Genomic DNA, 15,330 nt, shown 5'->3' with positions numbered 1-15,330 from the left:
GAAGATAGTGAGGAAAATAGCTCGTTCCAGAGGCGATTGTAAGAGAATTCCGTAGAAATCAATATATTTAGCTGATTTTCAGGAATCAACCACCTACCTACCTATTGAACTATGCTCCAGAACCGAAAAGGAGAGGAATGGCGTACGCTTGTATTCGAAGCGGACAATGCACCCAAGAAGAAGTACGCGGTTTCGAACTACGGAAGAATTGCTGCTTTTGTGAGCGATCTGAAAGATGGTCGATTACTTAAAGGAGGCATAATCGGAGGCTACCCTTCGATGAAGATTCGAATTCACCGAAAAGACAAAACGCATTACATCCACAAGCTCGTGGGTGAGTATTTTGTAGATGGATGTGAGGGCGATAAAGACCGACTCATTCACCTCGACTACGACAAGCGAAACAACCATTTCTCCAATTTAAGATGGGTGAATCGAGAAGACTACCTCGAACACCAGCGCAAGAATCCCGCTGTTATCAAAGCTAAAAAGAAACAGGCTGAATATTTGCCCGAAGTAGGGCACAAGCTGAGTTCAACGGATGTCATGCGCATTAAGAAGAAGATTTGGGATCCCTCGCGCAAAACGAGACTTCGAATGATAGCCAAGCAATTTGGTATTTCAGAAATGCAACTCTATCGAATTAAATCCGGCGAAAACTGGAGTCACGTTCGTGTTGAAAACGAACCTGAACATACACTTCGAAAGAACAGATAGAGTCCGTACATTTCGGTGTGTTTGCAGTAGTAGATGTTGAAACGACCGGAGGGTACGCGGATAAGCACCGCGTGATTGAAGTTGGGATTGCTATCTCAGACGGAGAGCGCATTGTAGAGCGATACAATCAGCTTATTAATCCCGAAAGAAGCATACCTCGGCACATTACTCAACTCACAAATATTCGTCCTGAAGACGTTCAAGATGCACCAACTTTCAAAGAGGTGGCATCTCAAATCTATGATTTGTTGCAGGGGAATGTGTTCGTTGCCCACAACGTCAATTTCGATTATTCCTTTATTAAGCGAGAATTAGACGAGGCAGGATATACCTGGCAAGCTAAGAAGCTGTGCACCGTGAAGCTGACGCGTGCCATTGTTCCAGGTTTGAAACGGTACAGCCTGGGCAACCTTGCCGAACATTTCGATATCGTAAACCCAAGCCCCCACAGAGCTCTAGCGGATGCGGAAACCGCCGCTGATATTCTACATAGGCTCTTTGAAATAGATAAAGATGCGATTGATCGAACTCTCAATCAGCGCAATGGGGTGTCGCAACTTCCCATGAATTTAGATCCGGAAGTGTTTCATAATCTTCCTGAAACACCTGGTGTGTATTACATGAAAGATGAGGCGGGAAACAATCTGTACATCGGAAAGGCGATCAATATCAAGCAACGCATCTCTCAGCACTTTACAGGAACCTCCGGATCGAAACGTCGACAACGTTGGATACGTGAGATTTTCAATATTGAAACCGTCGAAACTGGTTCTGAAGCATTGGCATTGTTGCATGAAGATCACGAAATACGGCACTATTGGCCACCGTATAACGCTGCTCAAAAACACCCAGTGGCGAAATGGGGCGTTGTGAGTTACAAGGATAGAAAGGATACCTACCGCTTTGCAGTTCAGCGCGCTGAGAAACGAGTGGATGTCCTTGCGCATTTCTACAGCTATACTTCGGCTCAACAATACTTGGCCGAAGCGGTGAAGGAATACAAACTCGACCCCAGATTAAGCGGATTGGGCTGGGAGGGAGATGTTTCGAGAGAAGATCATCAATCTAATGCAGCCAAATGGCTCAGTGAGGTTTCATCAGAATCAATAAGCGCGGTTCTGATTTATCCGGGGCCCACTCATAATGAGATTGGATTTGTTCATATTGAAGAAGGAAGGTACGCAGGTATCGGTACGGCATTAAAAGGAGCGACAACAGAAGACATGCTGGAGAAGAAGTGGCACGCTCATGAGAGTCCTACCGCTCAGCAAATACTCGGATCACTTTTGAGGTCGGAAGACGTTGATATCCAGTCGATATAATCGCTTTCTATGTGGTATGTATCGCGCTCTATGTGCTCGTTGAAATAGCTAAATATGTCATATCTTTGTTATAACATTGATTACCAATATAACTAGAAAGGAACATCATGGAAAAGGTAATTCATAGATCATCAGATAGAGGCCATGCGAATCATGGCTGGCTCGACACCCATCATACATTCAGTTTCGCAAACTGGTACAATCCAAATCAGATGCATTTCGGTGTACTTCGCGTTTTGAACGATGATATCGTCGCGCCCGAAAAAGGATTTGGGCAACATCCACATGCCGATATGGAAATCGTGAGTATTCCATTGCGAGGAGCATTAACCCACCGCGACACCATGGGCAATGCACAGGCGATTACGACGGGTGAAGTACAGGTGATGTCCGCCGGTACAGGCTTGCAGCACAGCGAGTTTAATGAGAGTAGGGAGGAAGAGGTGAACTTTCTTCAATTGTGGATTTTCCCTGAAAAGAGAGGCGTTGAACCTCGCTACGAACAGAAGAAATTCGAGTCAGAGAATCGTGTAAACGGATGGCAGCAGGTTGTTCGTCCACGTGAAGAAGATGGCGATGGACTTTGGATAAACCAAAACGCCTACATGCACTTAGTTGATCTTGAATCTGGCAAGAGCTCTGATTACACGGTGAACAGCTCCGGAAATGGCGTTTACTTCTTTGTAATTGAAGGTGAAGTTGCCATCGGCGATGAACAACTTAACCGGCGCGACGGTATTGGTATTTGGGACGTCGATTCAATTTCTGTTTCAGCATCTAAGGATTCACAGATCCTCGCTATCGAAGTACCTATGGAATTGCCGAATTTCTAATTTGAATTGATATGAAATCTACCATCCTACTTGCGACCTCGATTTTAACTGTGTTTTCAGCTCAGTTGACGTATGGTCAGTCGTGTTGTGAGGCCAATTCATCCTTTGTCGCTATGGCTGAGGATCCAGAATTCGTGGAATCACACGAGCTACCCGCCAAAACTGTAGAGCATGCAGAACACGGCGATGTGGCAGGCGTATGGGTAGATTTTGAAACGGATGGCGAAGAAGCCAGAGGTTATGCGGTTGTCACGAATGATGACAACCGCTGGATCCTCGTTTTCCACGAGTGGTGGGGATTGAATGAGAATATCCAACGCGAAGCGGAAGATTGGGCGAATAGTTTAGGCGTCAACGTTCTTGCAGTCGATTTGTACGATGGGAAAGTTGGAGCTACCCGAGAGGAAGCTTCCGCATTAATGCAATCTGCCAATGCTGAACGCATACAAACTATCATCGCAGGTGCATTTGACTATGTGGGCGATGATGCTATGGTTGGCACAATTGGATGGTGCTTTGGCGGAGGATGGAGCCTTCAAGCGGCCATCTCTGGCGGAGAACAAGTTGTGGCCTGCGTAATGTATTATGGTATGCCGGAGAAGGACATCGAACGATTATCGGAATTGAATGCTCCTGTACTTGGAATATTTGCGGCAAAAGACAGGTGGATTAATGCGGAAGTTGTTGAGGAGTTTGAAGAAAACATGGAGGAGGCAGGAGAGGAGCTCACGGTAGAGGTGTATGATGCGGATCATGCCTTTGCGAACCCGAGCAACCCTGGCGTTTACGATGAAGAAGCTGCGCAAGATGCACGACAGAAGGTGTTTAGCTTCTTTACTTCTAAGCTTTAAACTAATCATCAATCCTTCTGTTGTAGGAATATGACGGAACAAGAGATAGATCGCATTATTGAGATGGCCTGGGAAGACAGGACTCCTTTTGAGGCGATAGAATATCAGTTTGGACTCAAGGAGAATGAAGTCCGAGAGTTGATGAGGAAACACATGAAGGACTCGTCGTTCAAAATGTGGCGAGAGCGGGTAAAAGGCAGAGCTACAAAGCACAGAAACAAACGTCCCTTTGAAGAAGGACGATTCAAGTCAAGCAATCAGCGATTCTGACATAAACTGACACAAAACAAAAGCCCCGACGAAATTCGCCGGGGCTTTTCTATTTGGGGGAATGACAATTATTCTGAATCCTCGTCTTTCGTAGCCTCTTTACTTTGTGGCTTCTCAATAACGATGGTGATTTCGTCGTTCTTCTTGTCGAAATCAATCTTCACGATATCGCCTTCTTCAACTTTCTTGCTGATAATCTCCTCTGCGAGGCTATCCTCAATATATTTCTGAATGGCGCGTGCAAGTGGACGAGCACCGTAGGCTTCGTCGTATCCTTTATTCGCAATGAAGGTCTTGGCCGCTTTCGAAATTTTCATTTCGTAGCCCAAGTCGCGAATTCGTCCAAACAACTTGGCCAATTCCAAATCGATAATCTTGTGGATGTCCTCCTCTTTCAATGAGTTGAACAATACCACGTCGTCGATACGGTTCAAGAATTCAGGTGCAAAGGCCTTTTTGAGTGCCTTCTCAATGATGTTCTTGGCGTTGTCATCTGCAGACGATGAGCGAGCTTGTGTACCAAACCCAACACCTTGACCGAAGTCCTTCAATTGTCTACTACCAATATTGGAAGTCATAATGATGATACAGTTCTTGAAGTCGATCTTTCGACCAAGGCTGTCCGTCATTTGACCATCATCCAATGCTTGTAGCAATAGGTTGAAGATATCTGGGTGCGCTTTTTCGATTTCGTCGAGCAATACAACGCTGTAAGGCTTTCTGCGAACCTTTTCGGTAAGCTGTCCACCTTCTTCGTAACCAACGTATCCCGGAGGCGCTCCAACAAGTCGGGAGAGTGCAAACTTCTCCATGTATTCGCTCATGTCAATACGAATGAGCGCATCTTCTGAATCAAATAAGGTGCGAGCCAGCTCTTTAGCAAGCTGTGTTTTACCTACACCGGTAGGACCCAAGAAAATGAATGAGCCGATTGGTTTATTCGGGTCTTTGAGTCCGGCGCGGTTTCTCTGGATGGCTTTCACCACCTTCGCTACGGCGTTATCTTGACCAATCACACGACCCTTGAGGTCTTCGCTCATTCGAGTCAAACGCTGGCTTTCATGTTGAGCAACGCGTTGTACCGGGATTCCGGTCATCATCGCTACAACTTCGGCAACATTCTCCTCGCTAACAACTTCACGGTTTTCTTTTACGTCGGCTTCCCATTGGCGTTGCGCCTCTTCGAGTTGTTGTTCTACACGCTTCTCGTCATCGCGAAGCTTGGCAGCTTCTTCATAGCGCTGCTTTTTAACAACTGAAATCTTATCCTCACGGATTTTCTCTAGTTCTTTTTCGAGGTCTAAAACATCCTTAGGGACTTTGATGCTGGTAATGTGAACGCGCGAGCCCGCTTCATCTAGAGCGTCAATTGCTTTATCCGGAAGGTGTCGATCGCTGATGTAGCGCTGCGTAAGATTCACACAAGCTTCAAGAGCTTCGTTTGTGTAGTTTACGTTGTGGTGTTCCTCGTAACGATCCTTAATGTTGTTGAGGATTTGAACCGTTTCTTCTGGAGATGTTGGTTCAACCATTACTTTCTGGAAACGACGCTCGAGTGCACCATCTTTTTCGATGAACTGTCGATACTCATCAAGCGTAGTTGCGCCCACACATTGGATCTCTCCACGTGCAAGGGCAGGCTTGAACATATTGGATGCGTCGAGGGAACCCGTGGCTCCACCAGCTCCAACAATAGTGTGAAGTTCGTCGATAAAGAGGATGATGTCATCGTTCTTTTCGAGTTCGTTCATCAGGGCCTTCATTCGCTCCTCGAATTGTCCGCGGTACTTTGTGCCGGCAACAAGCGAAGCGAGGTCAAGTGTAACAACGCGTTTGTTGAACAGCACTCGGCTTACCTTCTTTTTGACGATTCGGAGGGCGAGGCCTTCTGCAATGGCAGATTTACCTACACCGGGTTCGCCGATGAGTAGCGGGTTGTTCTTCTTTCTACGTGAAAGGATTTGCGAAACGCGTTCGATTTCCTTTTCGCGACCAACAACGGGGTCGAGTTTCGACTCTTCGGCGAGTTTTGTCAAATCGCGACCGAAATTGTCGAGTACGGGAGTTTTAGTCTTCGCTTCTCCTTTCTGACGAGAACTTCCGCCTTGGTAGCTTCCGCCACCTCCAGGTTTGTTTTCGAAATCGTCGTCATCATCACCAAACGGCATTTCTGCTTTTGGGTCAGACGGCGGAGAAGGGTTATCTCCTTTATCTAAATGATGAGCTTGAAACTCACCTTTAAAGCTTTCGTAGTCGATGCCCATCTGTTTGAGTAGTCGAGTTACAGGATCGTCCTCATTCCTCAAAATACAGAGGAGTAGGTGGGGTGTCCTGATGATATTGCTTTGGAAGATTTTGGCTTCCAGGAATGTGGTCTTGAGAGCCTTCTCCGCTTGGCGGGTAAGGGGGAGGTTCTTTTTGGAAGATAATTGTCGAGCCGCGGAAGGCACTGATATATTTTCAATTTTCGTCCGCATATTGCGGATGTCCACGCCTAAATCTTCTAAAATTTGAACGGCCGTCCCTTCACCTTCGCGAATCAAGCCGAGCATCAAGTGCTCGGTGCCGATGTAATCATGCCCTAGGCGAAGAGCTTCCTCTTTGCTGTAGCTGATAACATCCTTTACTCTCGGTGAAAAATTCTCGTCCATGTGTAATAATCTGCTGGTGTGTGATGTGTATGTATACAACGAAAGTTGTGCCAGCTTGGTTTAAATCAAATGTACCGTTTCGGTCCTTCAAACGGAAATTAAAAAAGAATGGAGTTATAAACACGGAAATGTGTAAAAAGTGTAGTTTTTTCGCGCTTTCAACCCATGGGGTAACGAACAGTAAACCCTATTTTTGAAACTTGTCGAAAGACTGTATTGTGTCCAATGTAAACTGACATTATGGCCGAAGGAGAAAGGATCATACCGATAAACATCGAAGAGGAAATGAAGTCCTCTTACATCGACTATTCAATGTCGGTGATTGTTTCGCGCGCTCTACCAGATGTGCGTGACGGATTGAAGCCAGTGCACCGCCGTGTTTTATACGGTATGCACGAGTTGGGCGTGTTGTCTAACCGCTCGTATAAGAAATCAGCTCGTATTGTGGGTGAGGTACTTGGTAAGTTCCACCCGCATGGTGATAGCTCTGTTTATGATACCATGGTGAGAATGGCCCAAGACTGGTCACTCCGCTACACGTTGGTTGACGGACAGGGTAACTTTGGTTCCGTTGATGGCGACAGTCCTGCCGCCATGCGATATACCGAGGTTCGCTTGAAGAAGATTGCTGAGGAAATGCTTATCGATATCGAGAAGGATACGGTAGACTTCCAGCTGAACTTCGACGATTCCCTCAAGGAACCAACCGTGCTTCCTACACGCATTCCGCAGCTCCTTGTAAATGGAGCATCGGGTATTGCGGTAGGTATGGCGACCAACATGGCGCCGCACAACCTTACAGATACGATCTCTGCTACCATTAAGTATATCGATAACAACGATGTTGAAATCGATGAGCTTATTGAGTCCATCAAAGCACCTGACTTCCCAACGGGGGGTACGATCTACGGATACGAAGGTGTACGCGATGCATACCATACAGGTAGAGGTAGAGTAGTACTTCGCGCGAAAGCCAATATCGAAGAGGTGAATGGCCGCGAGTGCATCATCGTAAATGAGATTCCGTACCAAGTGAATAAGGCCGACATGATCAAGAAGACGGCCGACTTGGTGAACGATAAGAAATTGGACGGTATCGCCGATATCCGCGACGAGTCGGATAGAAACGGTATGCGCATCGTTTATGTACTTAAGCGTGACGCTGTTCCAAACGTTGTTCTCAATAAACTATTCAAGTACACGTCACTTCAGTCGTCGTTCAGCATCAATAGCATTGCATTGGTGAACGGACGACCTGAGATGCTCAACTTGAAAGATCTCATCAAACACTTCGTAGACCACCGTCACGAAGTTGTTGTTCGCCGTACCAAGTACGATCTTGCTCAAGCTGAAAAGCGTGCTCACATCCTCGAAGGCTTGTTGATTGCAATTGATAATCTCGACGAGGTTATCAAGCTAATCCGCGCAAGTGCGACAGTTGATGAGGCGAAAGACGGATTGATGAGTGAGTTCGGACTGTCAGAAGTGCAGGCGAAAGCCATCCTCGAGCTTCGTCTACAGAAGTTGACAGGTCTAGAGCGTGACAAGATCAAAGAGGAGTACGCCGAATTGATGGAGAAGATTGCTTACTTGAAGCGCATTCTCGACGAGCACGACTTGCGTATGTCAATCATCAAGGAAGAACTCCTTGAAATCCAAGAAAAGTACGGCGATGAGCGTCGCACCAACATCGAGTATGCCGGTGGTGATGTGAGCATCGAAGACATGATCCCTGATGAGGAAGTGGTAATTACCATTTCAAATGCAGGATATATCAAGCGTACTTCGCTTACAGAGTACAAGACGCAGAGTAGAGGTGGAGTGGGTTCTAAAGCCGCTTCAACTCGAGATGCCGACTTCATTGAATACGTCTTCGCAGCGACGAACCACCAGTACATGTTGTTCTTCACAGAGCAAGGAAGGTGTTTCTGGTTGCGAGTGTTCGAGATCCCAGAAGGAACCAGAGCGAGCAAGGGTAGAGCTATCCAAAACTTGATCAACATTCCTCAGGATGACAGTGTAAGGGCCTTTATCAACGTCTTGAACCTGAAGGACGAAGAGTACATCAACAACCACAGCATTGTGATGTGTACGAAGAAAGGGGTGATCAAAAAGACATCGCTTGAACAGTACAGTCGCCCACGTGTAAATGGTATCAATGCCATCGGTATCCGCGAAGGAGACCAGTTGTTGGAGGCTAAGCTCACTGACGGTAACTCTGAAATCATCATGGCCGTTCGTTCCGGTAAGGCAATTCGTTTCCACGAGTCTGCTGTTAGAAACATGGGACGTACTGCTTCGGGTGTGAGAGGTATGACTTTGGCGAATGACGATGACGAACTCGTTGGAATGGTGTGTATCCAGGAAGGTGAAGGCGATATCCTCGTTGTGAGCGGAAAAGGATACGGAAAGCGCTCATTGCTAGAAGATTACCGAGTTACAAACCGCGGTGGTAAGGGTGTTAAAACCATGAGCATCACGGATAAAACAGGAAACCTTATTGCGATTAAGGGTGTTACGGATGAAGATGATTTGATGATCATCAACCGCTCCGGAATCATGATTCGCATGGAGGTAGAGCAGTTACGCGTAATGGGTAGAGCAACGCAAGGCGTTCGTCTAATCAACCTCAAAGGAAAAGACGAAATCGCAAGTGTGGCTAAAGTGCCAACGAGTGACGAAGATGAAGCGTTAGAAGATGTGGAAGGAGTAGAAAATGAAGGTGGAGTAGAGGGCGAAGGAGAAGCTGGCACGGAAAGTGCACAAGATTAATTCCGAGACCTGTAGAACATTCTTTATTTTTGCAAAACTTTGAAAACCACAGAAAACAAGAATATGTATTCAAAAGCACGTTTATTGGCGCTCGTTGGATTCATCGGATTGAGTGCGACGTCTTTCGCACAGCGTCCTGAAGTAACCAGCGCAGCAATTGCGGTTGATCGTGGAGACTTGGCTGCAGCACAGCAGCACATCGACGAAGCGAAGGCTATCGTTGACGAAAAAGGCCCATCAGCTGTAAGCGAAAGTACTCTTCAGAAGTACTACTATCGCCGTTCTGAGATTTACTATAAGATGTACGCAGCTTCAAAGGATATCACTTCTTTGAACGAAGCCATCGAAAATGCAACTGCATTGTTGGCCTATAACAAGGCTGTTGATGATGATGACTACACAGATGACATTATGGAATTGCTTCCTACAATGTTTAGTGATATGTCGCAAACAGCCGCAGTTTACTCGCAAGATGAGGCTACTAGAGCGGATGCGTACAACATCTACAACGACCTTTACAATTTCAAGAAAACGGATGGAGTAGGTCAAATTGATACTACATCATTGTACTACATGACATTGCTTGCTTCACAAATGAAGGACACGGCTCGCACCATTGAGCATTACAAGCAATTGTTGGAAATGGGGTACAAGGGACGTCAGTGGACGGCCATGTATGAAGGTCAGCGTACGCCAATTGAGAGCAAGGAAATGCTCGACATCTATTTGGAGCGTGAAATCGTATCTGATCCTGAACTAAGCCCATCTATCAACGAGGAGCTTTGGATTCAAGCTATCTACTGGATGAACATTTCTGGTCGCAAAGCTGAATTCAACGAGTATTTGGCAAAAGCAATGGAGCTTTACCCAGATAACTCAGACTTGGTGATCTTCCAGCTTCAAGACTACTTGGACAGCGAAGACTACGATGGAGCATTGGCCAACTTGGAAACACTTCGTCAGGCTGACCCAGGAAACGCACTTTACTTGTACAACATGGGATTCATTCACCACGTTTATAAGGAAGACCGTGACAAAGGGTTGGAATTCTACGACTTGGCAATTCAAGCGGATTCAACGCACAAGGACGCGTTGTACCAGGCTGGTTTGGTATACGTAGAGTATAGCAACGTTAAGGCTGACGCAATGAACGACGTACCGAGCAACAAGCAGCGTGAGTACGACGCATTGAAAAAGGAAAAAGAGGATTTGCTCAAGAAAGCACTTGAATATTTCTTGCTTGCAGAAGCTCAAGATCCGGAAGATAAGACGACACTTCAATCTTTGGCGAAAGTATATTACCAGTTGGGTAATGCAGAGAAAGCGCTAGAGTACAACGAGAAGTCACAATAAACGAGGCACTGAGTAAATGTCTCAAAGGGGAGTCATTCATTTGATTCCCCTTTATTTTGAGAATATCAATTGAACATAATATTAATTATAGGAAAGTGTAGTTTGACAAACAATCGGTCATATGGGATCTCTCAGTTATCTTTAATGCTAATACAGCGCTCGCATGAAACACATTTTCGCTCTTCTTTTTATTAGCACACTATTCTCGGGCACAATCAAAGCCCATCAAGATTTGATTTGGACTTTGACTGATACGAGCCATGTTGTTCAGTTGAAATCTGGCTTTTACAATTTTAATTTGACGAAACTGGAAGTTTTTAGTTCACATTTAAAAAATCTACTTCGTGAGAATGATCAGCAGGATTCGGTCTTCATAATTATCAGATTTGACCATATATACATTCCGAATTTTAGCGAGCCGTTTTCAAAGTTGAAATTTTTAGATAAAGTCCAAACAGACTCACTTAGTGCTAGTCGGTACAGTTTCCCAGAAATGAATCTTGGCTCAAAAAGGATTTGGTTAGTTCGCATCGCACAAGAAGAATTCGATTATTCCTTGATCCTGGCTCAAATTGAGTACTTGCTTAATAACCAAACCAAGCTAGAGTCACAGCGGAGTACTCTTGAAAGTTCATACCTCGAATTCAACGATATTTTGCCAAAGCCTACTATCCATGATGCTTTTAACCAAAAGGGCTTTCATATTCCAGTTCGAAAATTCGTAATAGCCACCACGGTGCATTTCTTACCTGCGGATCATAAACTGGAAAGCAACCTCATTGAATATCGAATTCTCGACTCTGAAGAAAAAATCATCTACTCTTTTGAAAATGCCTTGTACACTGAATTGTTCGGCGATAGTCTGTTGGCGATTGTAGAGACAAAGAATAAGATTACAATTGTCAATCTAAACAAGAACCGTCATATATCCGGTAGAATTCCTCTAGGAGGATACATGAGTTTCTTTCCTCCAAGAATCGTATTAGCTGAGCAGAACTCTATTCATTATAGGTTCATTATCACGCAGGAAGCAGCTAGTGAGTTTGACTGTGATGGAGATTCAGCTCTATACCCAGAGTATGTGGAAATAACATTTGATGCAACCACGCTGGAGTCAGAAATCATTGATGACATCGACCCATGCGGCCAATAGGCAAAATTCCCTAACTTCTCTCTCAAACCCCACAACCCATGAAACACCTCTCTACCCTCCTAATGTCAGCGTGTATTGCCGCTTCTAGCGCGGCATTCGGGCAAAATGCGTTTAATTTCGACGGTGTCGATGACTATGCGACCGCCGCCAATGCTTCTGGCTTTGTAGCCGGTTCTCCTGCTATTTCACTTTCTATGTGGGTCTATCCCACCGCTTCAGCACCCACCCAGCACGGCGGCATGGCCGGATTTAGAAACGAAACCAGTGACGATTTCTTCATTCTGCAATTGCAAGGAACCACGAACATCGAGGCGCGATTTCGCAATAGTTCTGGAACACATTTCACCATCACATATACGTCCGGGATAAACGTGAATGCCTGGAATCACTATGTACTTACCTATAATGGTAGTCAGCTAAAACTGTATCACGACGGATCTTTAGTAAGCACGGTATCTGCCAGCGGCACACTCGCCTCCTCCACTACTCCATTCGGTATCGGACGCACACCATTTGGCGGTGGAGGCTTCCATTTTCAAGGCGATATGGACGATGTTGGACTTTGGGATAAAAGTCTGACCGCCGCAGAGGTTACCGCCCTATATAACGGTTGTGGTTACGATGTGACGGACCAGAATCTACAATTGTGCTATGAGTTCAATCAAGGCACTGCGGGCGGAAACAACGGCTCAATTACTTCATTTATAGATAGTAAAGGGAATGCAAACGCGAACATCCTCAGTGGTGCGCTTTCTGGCGCTACATCCAATTTTGTGACTGGTGTCCCAAGTTATTCCTACTCCAATATCTCCGAAACCCTTTGTGAGAGCTACACTTCTCCCACAGGAATGATCTATGATTCCACGGGAACTTATTTTGACACCATCCCAAAGGCGAATGGCTGCGATAGCATCATAGAAATCAATCTCACCATTAACCGTCCCGATACAAGTGTTACCGTTTCTGGCGACACCCTCTACGCCAACGAGTCAGGTTCGCAAGTAACCTACCAATGGTTCGATTGTGATTCAGGTTTCGAATTGATTGGTCAAACCGCGCCATTCTACTACCCTTCCGCAAATGGTACGTACTCTGTAATTGTGACCAAAAAAGGATGTGAGGACACCTCGGGTTGTCACACTGTGTTTGTGAACGATATTGGCATAGCGGAAGACTTTGCCACCGGAATCGATATGTATCCGAACCCCGCAAAGCATTCAGTCACTGTAACATCTGAGTCCGATCCTATAAACAAAGTTGAGATATTAGACTTGACGGGCCAATTGGTTCATTCTCTTCATGATATGGAGGAAACTTCGGTTCGATTGAATGTTTCAGAGCTCTCTTCGGGCGTTTATTTGATAAAGGTTTACAATTCAAGCAAGGAGCTAAAAGTCAGTCGATTGGTGATTGAATAAGGCCTTACACGAATTCAGCTTGTTAAATCCGACTCTTATTGGGGTCGGATTTTCTTTTTGGCGTCTCCTCTACTCTTTTCTCTCCAAAACTCTCCCTACCTTTGCACCCTCAAAACAGTATTGGTCGTGATTACAGTCAACAACGTATCTCTTCAATTCGGCAAACGCGTTCTTTTTGACGACGTTAACCTCAAGTTCCACGGTGAAAACTGCTACGGAATCATTGGTGCTAACGGTGCCGGGAAGTCGACATTCCTCAAGATTCTCTCTGGCGAGCAGCAGCCAAACTCTGGTTCGGTTTCTCTAGAGCCCGGTAAACGAATGGCATTCCTAAAGCAGGACCACTTCGAGTACAATGAATGTCGCGCTATTGATACCGTAATGATGGGTCACGAGCGTCTCTGGCAAATCATGCAAGAGAAAGATGCGATCTATGCTAAACCGGATTTCTCTGAGGAAGACGGAAACAAGGCCGCTGAGCTCGAGAATGAGTTTGCCGAAATGGACGGTTGGAACGCTGAGCCAGATGCAGCAGCGCTTCTTTCAGGTTTGGGTATTGATGAAGCTGATCACTTCCGCTTGTTGAAGGACCTCGACGGTTCACAGCGTGTGCGAATCCTTCTCGCTCAGGCACTATTCGGGAATCCAGATGTTCTTATTCTGGATGAGCCTACGAACGACTTGGATATCAAGACGATCACGTGGTTAGAGAACTACCTACTCGACTTTAAGAATACGGTGATTGTTGTATCTCACGACCGTCACTTCCTAGATACCGTGTGTACTGTTATTGCTGATATTGATTTCGGTAAGATCAACCTATTCACTGGTAACTATACCTTCTGGTACGAATCCAGCCAACTTGCGCTACGTCAGCGTTCAGCAGCAAACAAGAAAGCCGAAGCTAAGAAGAAAGAGCTTCAAGAGTTCATTTCTCGATTTAGCGCGAATGCCTCGAAATCACGACAGGCAACTTCTCGTAAGAAGCTTCTTGAAAAGATCAACTTGGACGACATCAAGCCGTCTTCTCGTAGATACCCTGCCATCATCTTTAACCAAGAGCGCGATGCAGGAAATCAGATTCTCGATGTAGAGAACTTGAGCTACAGCGTAGACGGAGAGCCGCTTTTCACAAATGTTAACTTAAAAGTTAATCGCGGTGATAAGATTGCCTTCATTTCTGATAATGGCTTAGCTACCACATCATTCTTCAGAATTCTGATGGGTGAGATCAAGGCAGATAAAGGTGAATATTCATTTGGACAGACTATCACAACGGCTTATTTGCCGAATGAGAACGAAGAATACTTTAACAGTAAGGAAAACCTCGTAGACTGGCTTCGTCAGTATTCTGAGGAAAAAGACGAGGTGTACATCCGTGGCTTCCTCGGAAAGATGTTGTTCTCTGGTGAAGAGGTATTCAAGAATGTTTCGGTATTGTCGGGTGGTGAGAAAGTTCGTTGCATGATTTCACGTATGATGCTCGCTCAGGGTAATGTTCTCATCCTCGATGAGCCTACCAATCACTTGGATTTGGAATCTATTCAGGCATTCAACAACGCGCTGAAGGACTTCCCTGGAACGGTACTCTTCACGTCGCATGACCACACCTTTGTAGAGACTGTTGCAAATCGCGTTGTGCGTCTTGCTCCTACTACATTTGTTGATAAACTCATGTCGTTTGATGAGTTCCTAGCCATGGAAGCAGCTCAAGAACAACTTGCTTAATGCTCGAACACTTTACCAATTGTCCGTTTTGTAATGCTGATATTTCGGTGCTGATAGACCCCTCGGTACCGCAACAGAATTACATTGAGGATTGTGAAGTGTGCTGTCGACCTTTAGAAATCAACTTGACCATTGAGAATGGTGAATTGATGAGTTTTGACATTCAGGCATTGGAGCAGTAAGAAGTTTCTGTTCAACTTTCATCCATTCTTACAGGAAGTAATGGCACGATTTCTGAAATTGCATGTGTAAATCAATGCAA

General features: G+C 45.5%; 12 protein-coding genes. 11 read left to right on the top strand and 1 reads right to left on the bottom strand.

The annotated features are described in order from the left end of the window. The first annotated feature begins 111 nt into the window (after positions 1-111). From F8C67_RS01560 to F8C67_RS01540, 5 genes are all read left to right on the top strand, one after another. A complete protein-coding gene (locus F8C67_RS01560; RefSeq protein ID WP_151666029.1) occupies positions 112-717 on the top strand; it encodes a hypothetical protein in 606 nt (201 codons plus the stop codon). Positions 718-734: 17 nt separating this feature from the next. Next, complete coding sequence (locus F8C67_RS01555; RefSeq protein WP_151666028.1) at positions 735-2,039, top strand: exonuclease domain-containing protein; 1,305 nt, start codon at positions 735-737, stop codon at positions 2,037-2,039. A 107-nt stretch (positions 2,040-2,146) separates the two neighbouring features. After that, positions 2,147-2,872, top strand: a complete 726-nt coding sequence (locus tag F8C67_RS01550) for a pirin family protein (protein ID WP_151666027.1) — start codon at positions 2,147-2,149, stop codon at positions 2,870-2,872. Positions 2,873-2,883: 11 nt separating this feature from the next. Beyond that, a complete protein-coding gene (locus tag F8C67_RS01545; protein ID WP_151666026.1) occupies positions 2,884-3,723 on the top strand; it encodes a dienelactone hydrolase family protein in 840 nt (279 codons plus the stop codon). A 30-nt stretch (positions 3,724-3,753) separates the two neighbouring features. Continuing rightward, a complete protein-coding gene (locus F8C67_RS01540; protein ID WP_151666025.1) occupies positions 3,754-3,993 on the top strand; it encodes a TIGR03643 family protein in 240 nt (79 codons plus the stop codon). A 68-nt stretch (positions 3,994-4,061) separates the two neighbouring features. On the opposite strand, the gene F8C67_RS01535 is transcribed toward F8C67_RS01540, so the two are convergent. After that, complete coding sequence (locus F8C67_RS01535; protein WP_151666024.1) at positions 4,062-6,644, bottom strand: ATP-dependent Clp protease ATP-binding subunit; 2,583 nt, start codon at positions 6,642-6,644, stop codon at positions 4,062-4,064. A 240-nt stretch (positions 6,645-6,884) separates the two neighbouring features. Between F8C67_RS01535 and gyrA the strand changes: the two genes are divergently transcribed. The 6 genes from gyrA to F8C67_RS01505 all read left to right on the top strand — a co-directional run bounded on the left by gyrA (position 6,885) and on the right by F8C67_RS01505 (position 15,250). After that, positions 6,885-9,416 (top strand): DNA gyrase subunit A, encoded by a 2,532-nt coding sequence (gyrA, locus tag F8C67_RS01530; protein ID WP_151666023.1) that lies wholly within the window; start codon positions 6,885-6,887, stop codon positions 9,414-9,416. A 39-nt stretch (positions 9,417-9,455) separates the two neighbouring features. After that, complete coding sequence (locus F8C67_RS01525; protein WP_151666022.1) at positions 9,456-10,769, top strand: tetratricopeptide repeat protein; 1,314 nt, start codon at positions 9,456-9,458, stop codon at positions 10,767-10,769. Positions 10,770-10,932: 163 nt separating this feature from the next. Then, on the top strand, positions 10,933-11,922 hold the full coding sequence (locus F8C67_RS01520; RefSeq protein ID WP_151666021.1) for a hypothetical protein: 990 nt from the start codon (positions 10,933-10,935) through the stop codon (positions 11,920-11,922). Between the two features lie 38 nt (positions 11,923-11,960). After that, positions 11,961-13,340 (top strand): LamG-like jellyroll fold domain-containing protein, encoded by a 1,380-nt coding sequence (locus tag F8C67_RS01515; protein ID WP_151666020.1) that lies wholly within the window; start codon positions 11,961-11,963, stop codon positions 13,338-13,340. A 126-nt stretch (positions 13,341-13,466) separates the two neighbouring features. Further along, the gene (locus F8C67_RS01510) at positions 13,467-15,068 is read left to right on the top strand and encodes an ABC-F family ATP-binding cassette domain-containing protein (RefSeq protein ID WP_151666019.1); all 1,602 of its coding nucleotides are present in this window, start codon (positions 13,467-13,469) and stop codon (positions 15,066-15,068) included. Next, positions 15,068-15,250, top strand: a complete 183-nt coding sequence (locus tag F8C67_RS01505; RefSeq protein WP_151666018.1) for a CPXCG motif-containing cysteine-rich protein — start codon at positions 15,068-15,070, stop codon at positions 15,248-15,250. Before F8C67_RS01510 ends, F8C67_RS01505 begins: the two co-directional genes overlap by 1 nt. Positions 15,251-15,330 lie beyond the last annotated feature (80 nt).

This window comes from Phaeocystidibacter luteus, from assembly GCF_008933115.1.
GTDB classification, from domain to species: domain Bacteria; phylum Bacteroidota; class Bacteroidia; order Flavobacteriales; family Schleiferiaceae; genus Phaeocystidibacter; species Phaeocystidibacter luteus.
Note: the sequence above shows the minus strand (reverse complement) of the source record. Positions and strands in the feature narration are given on the sequence as shown.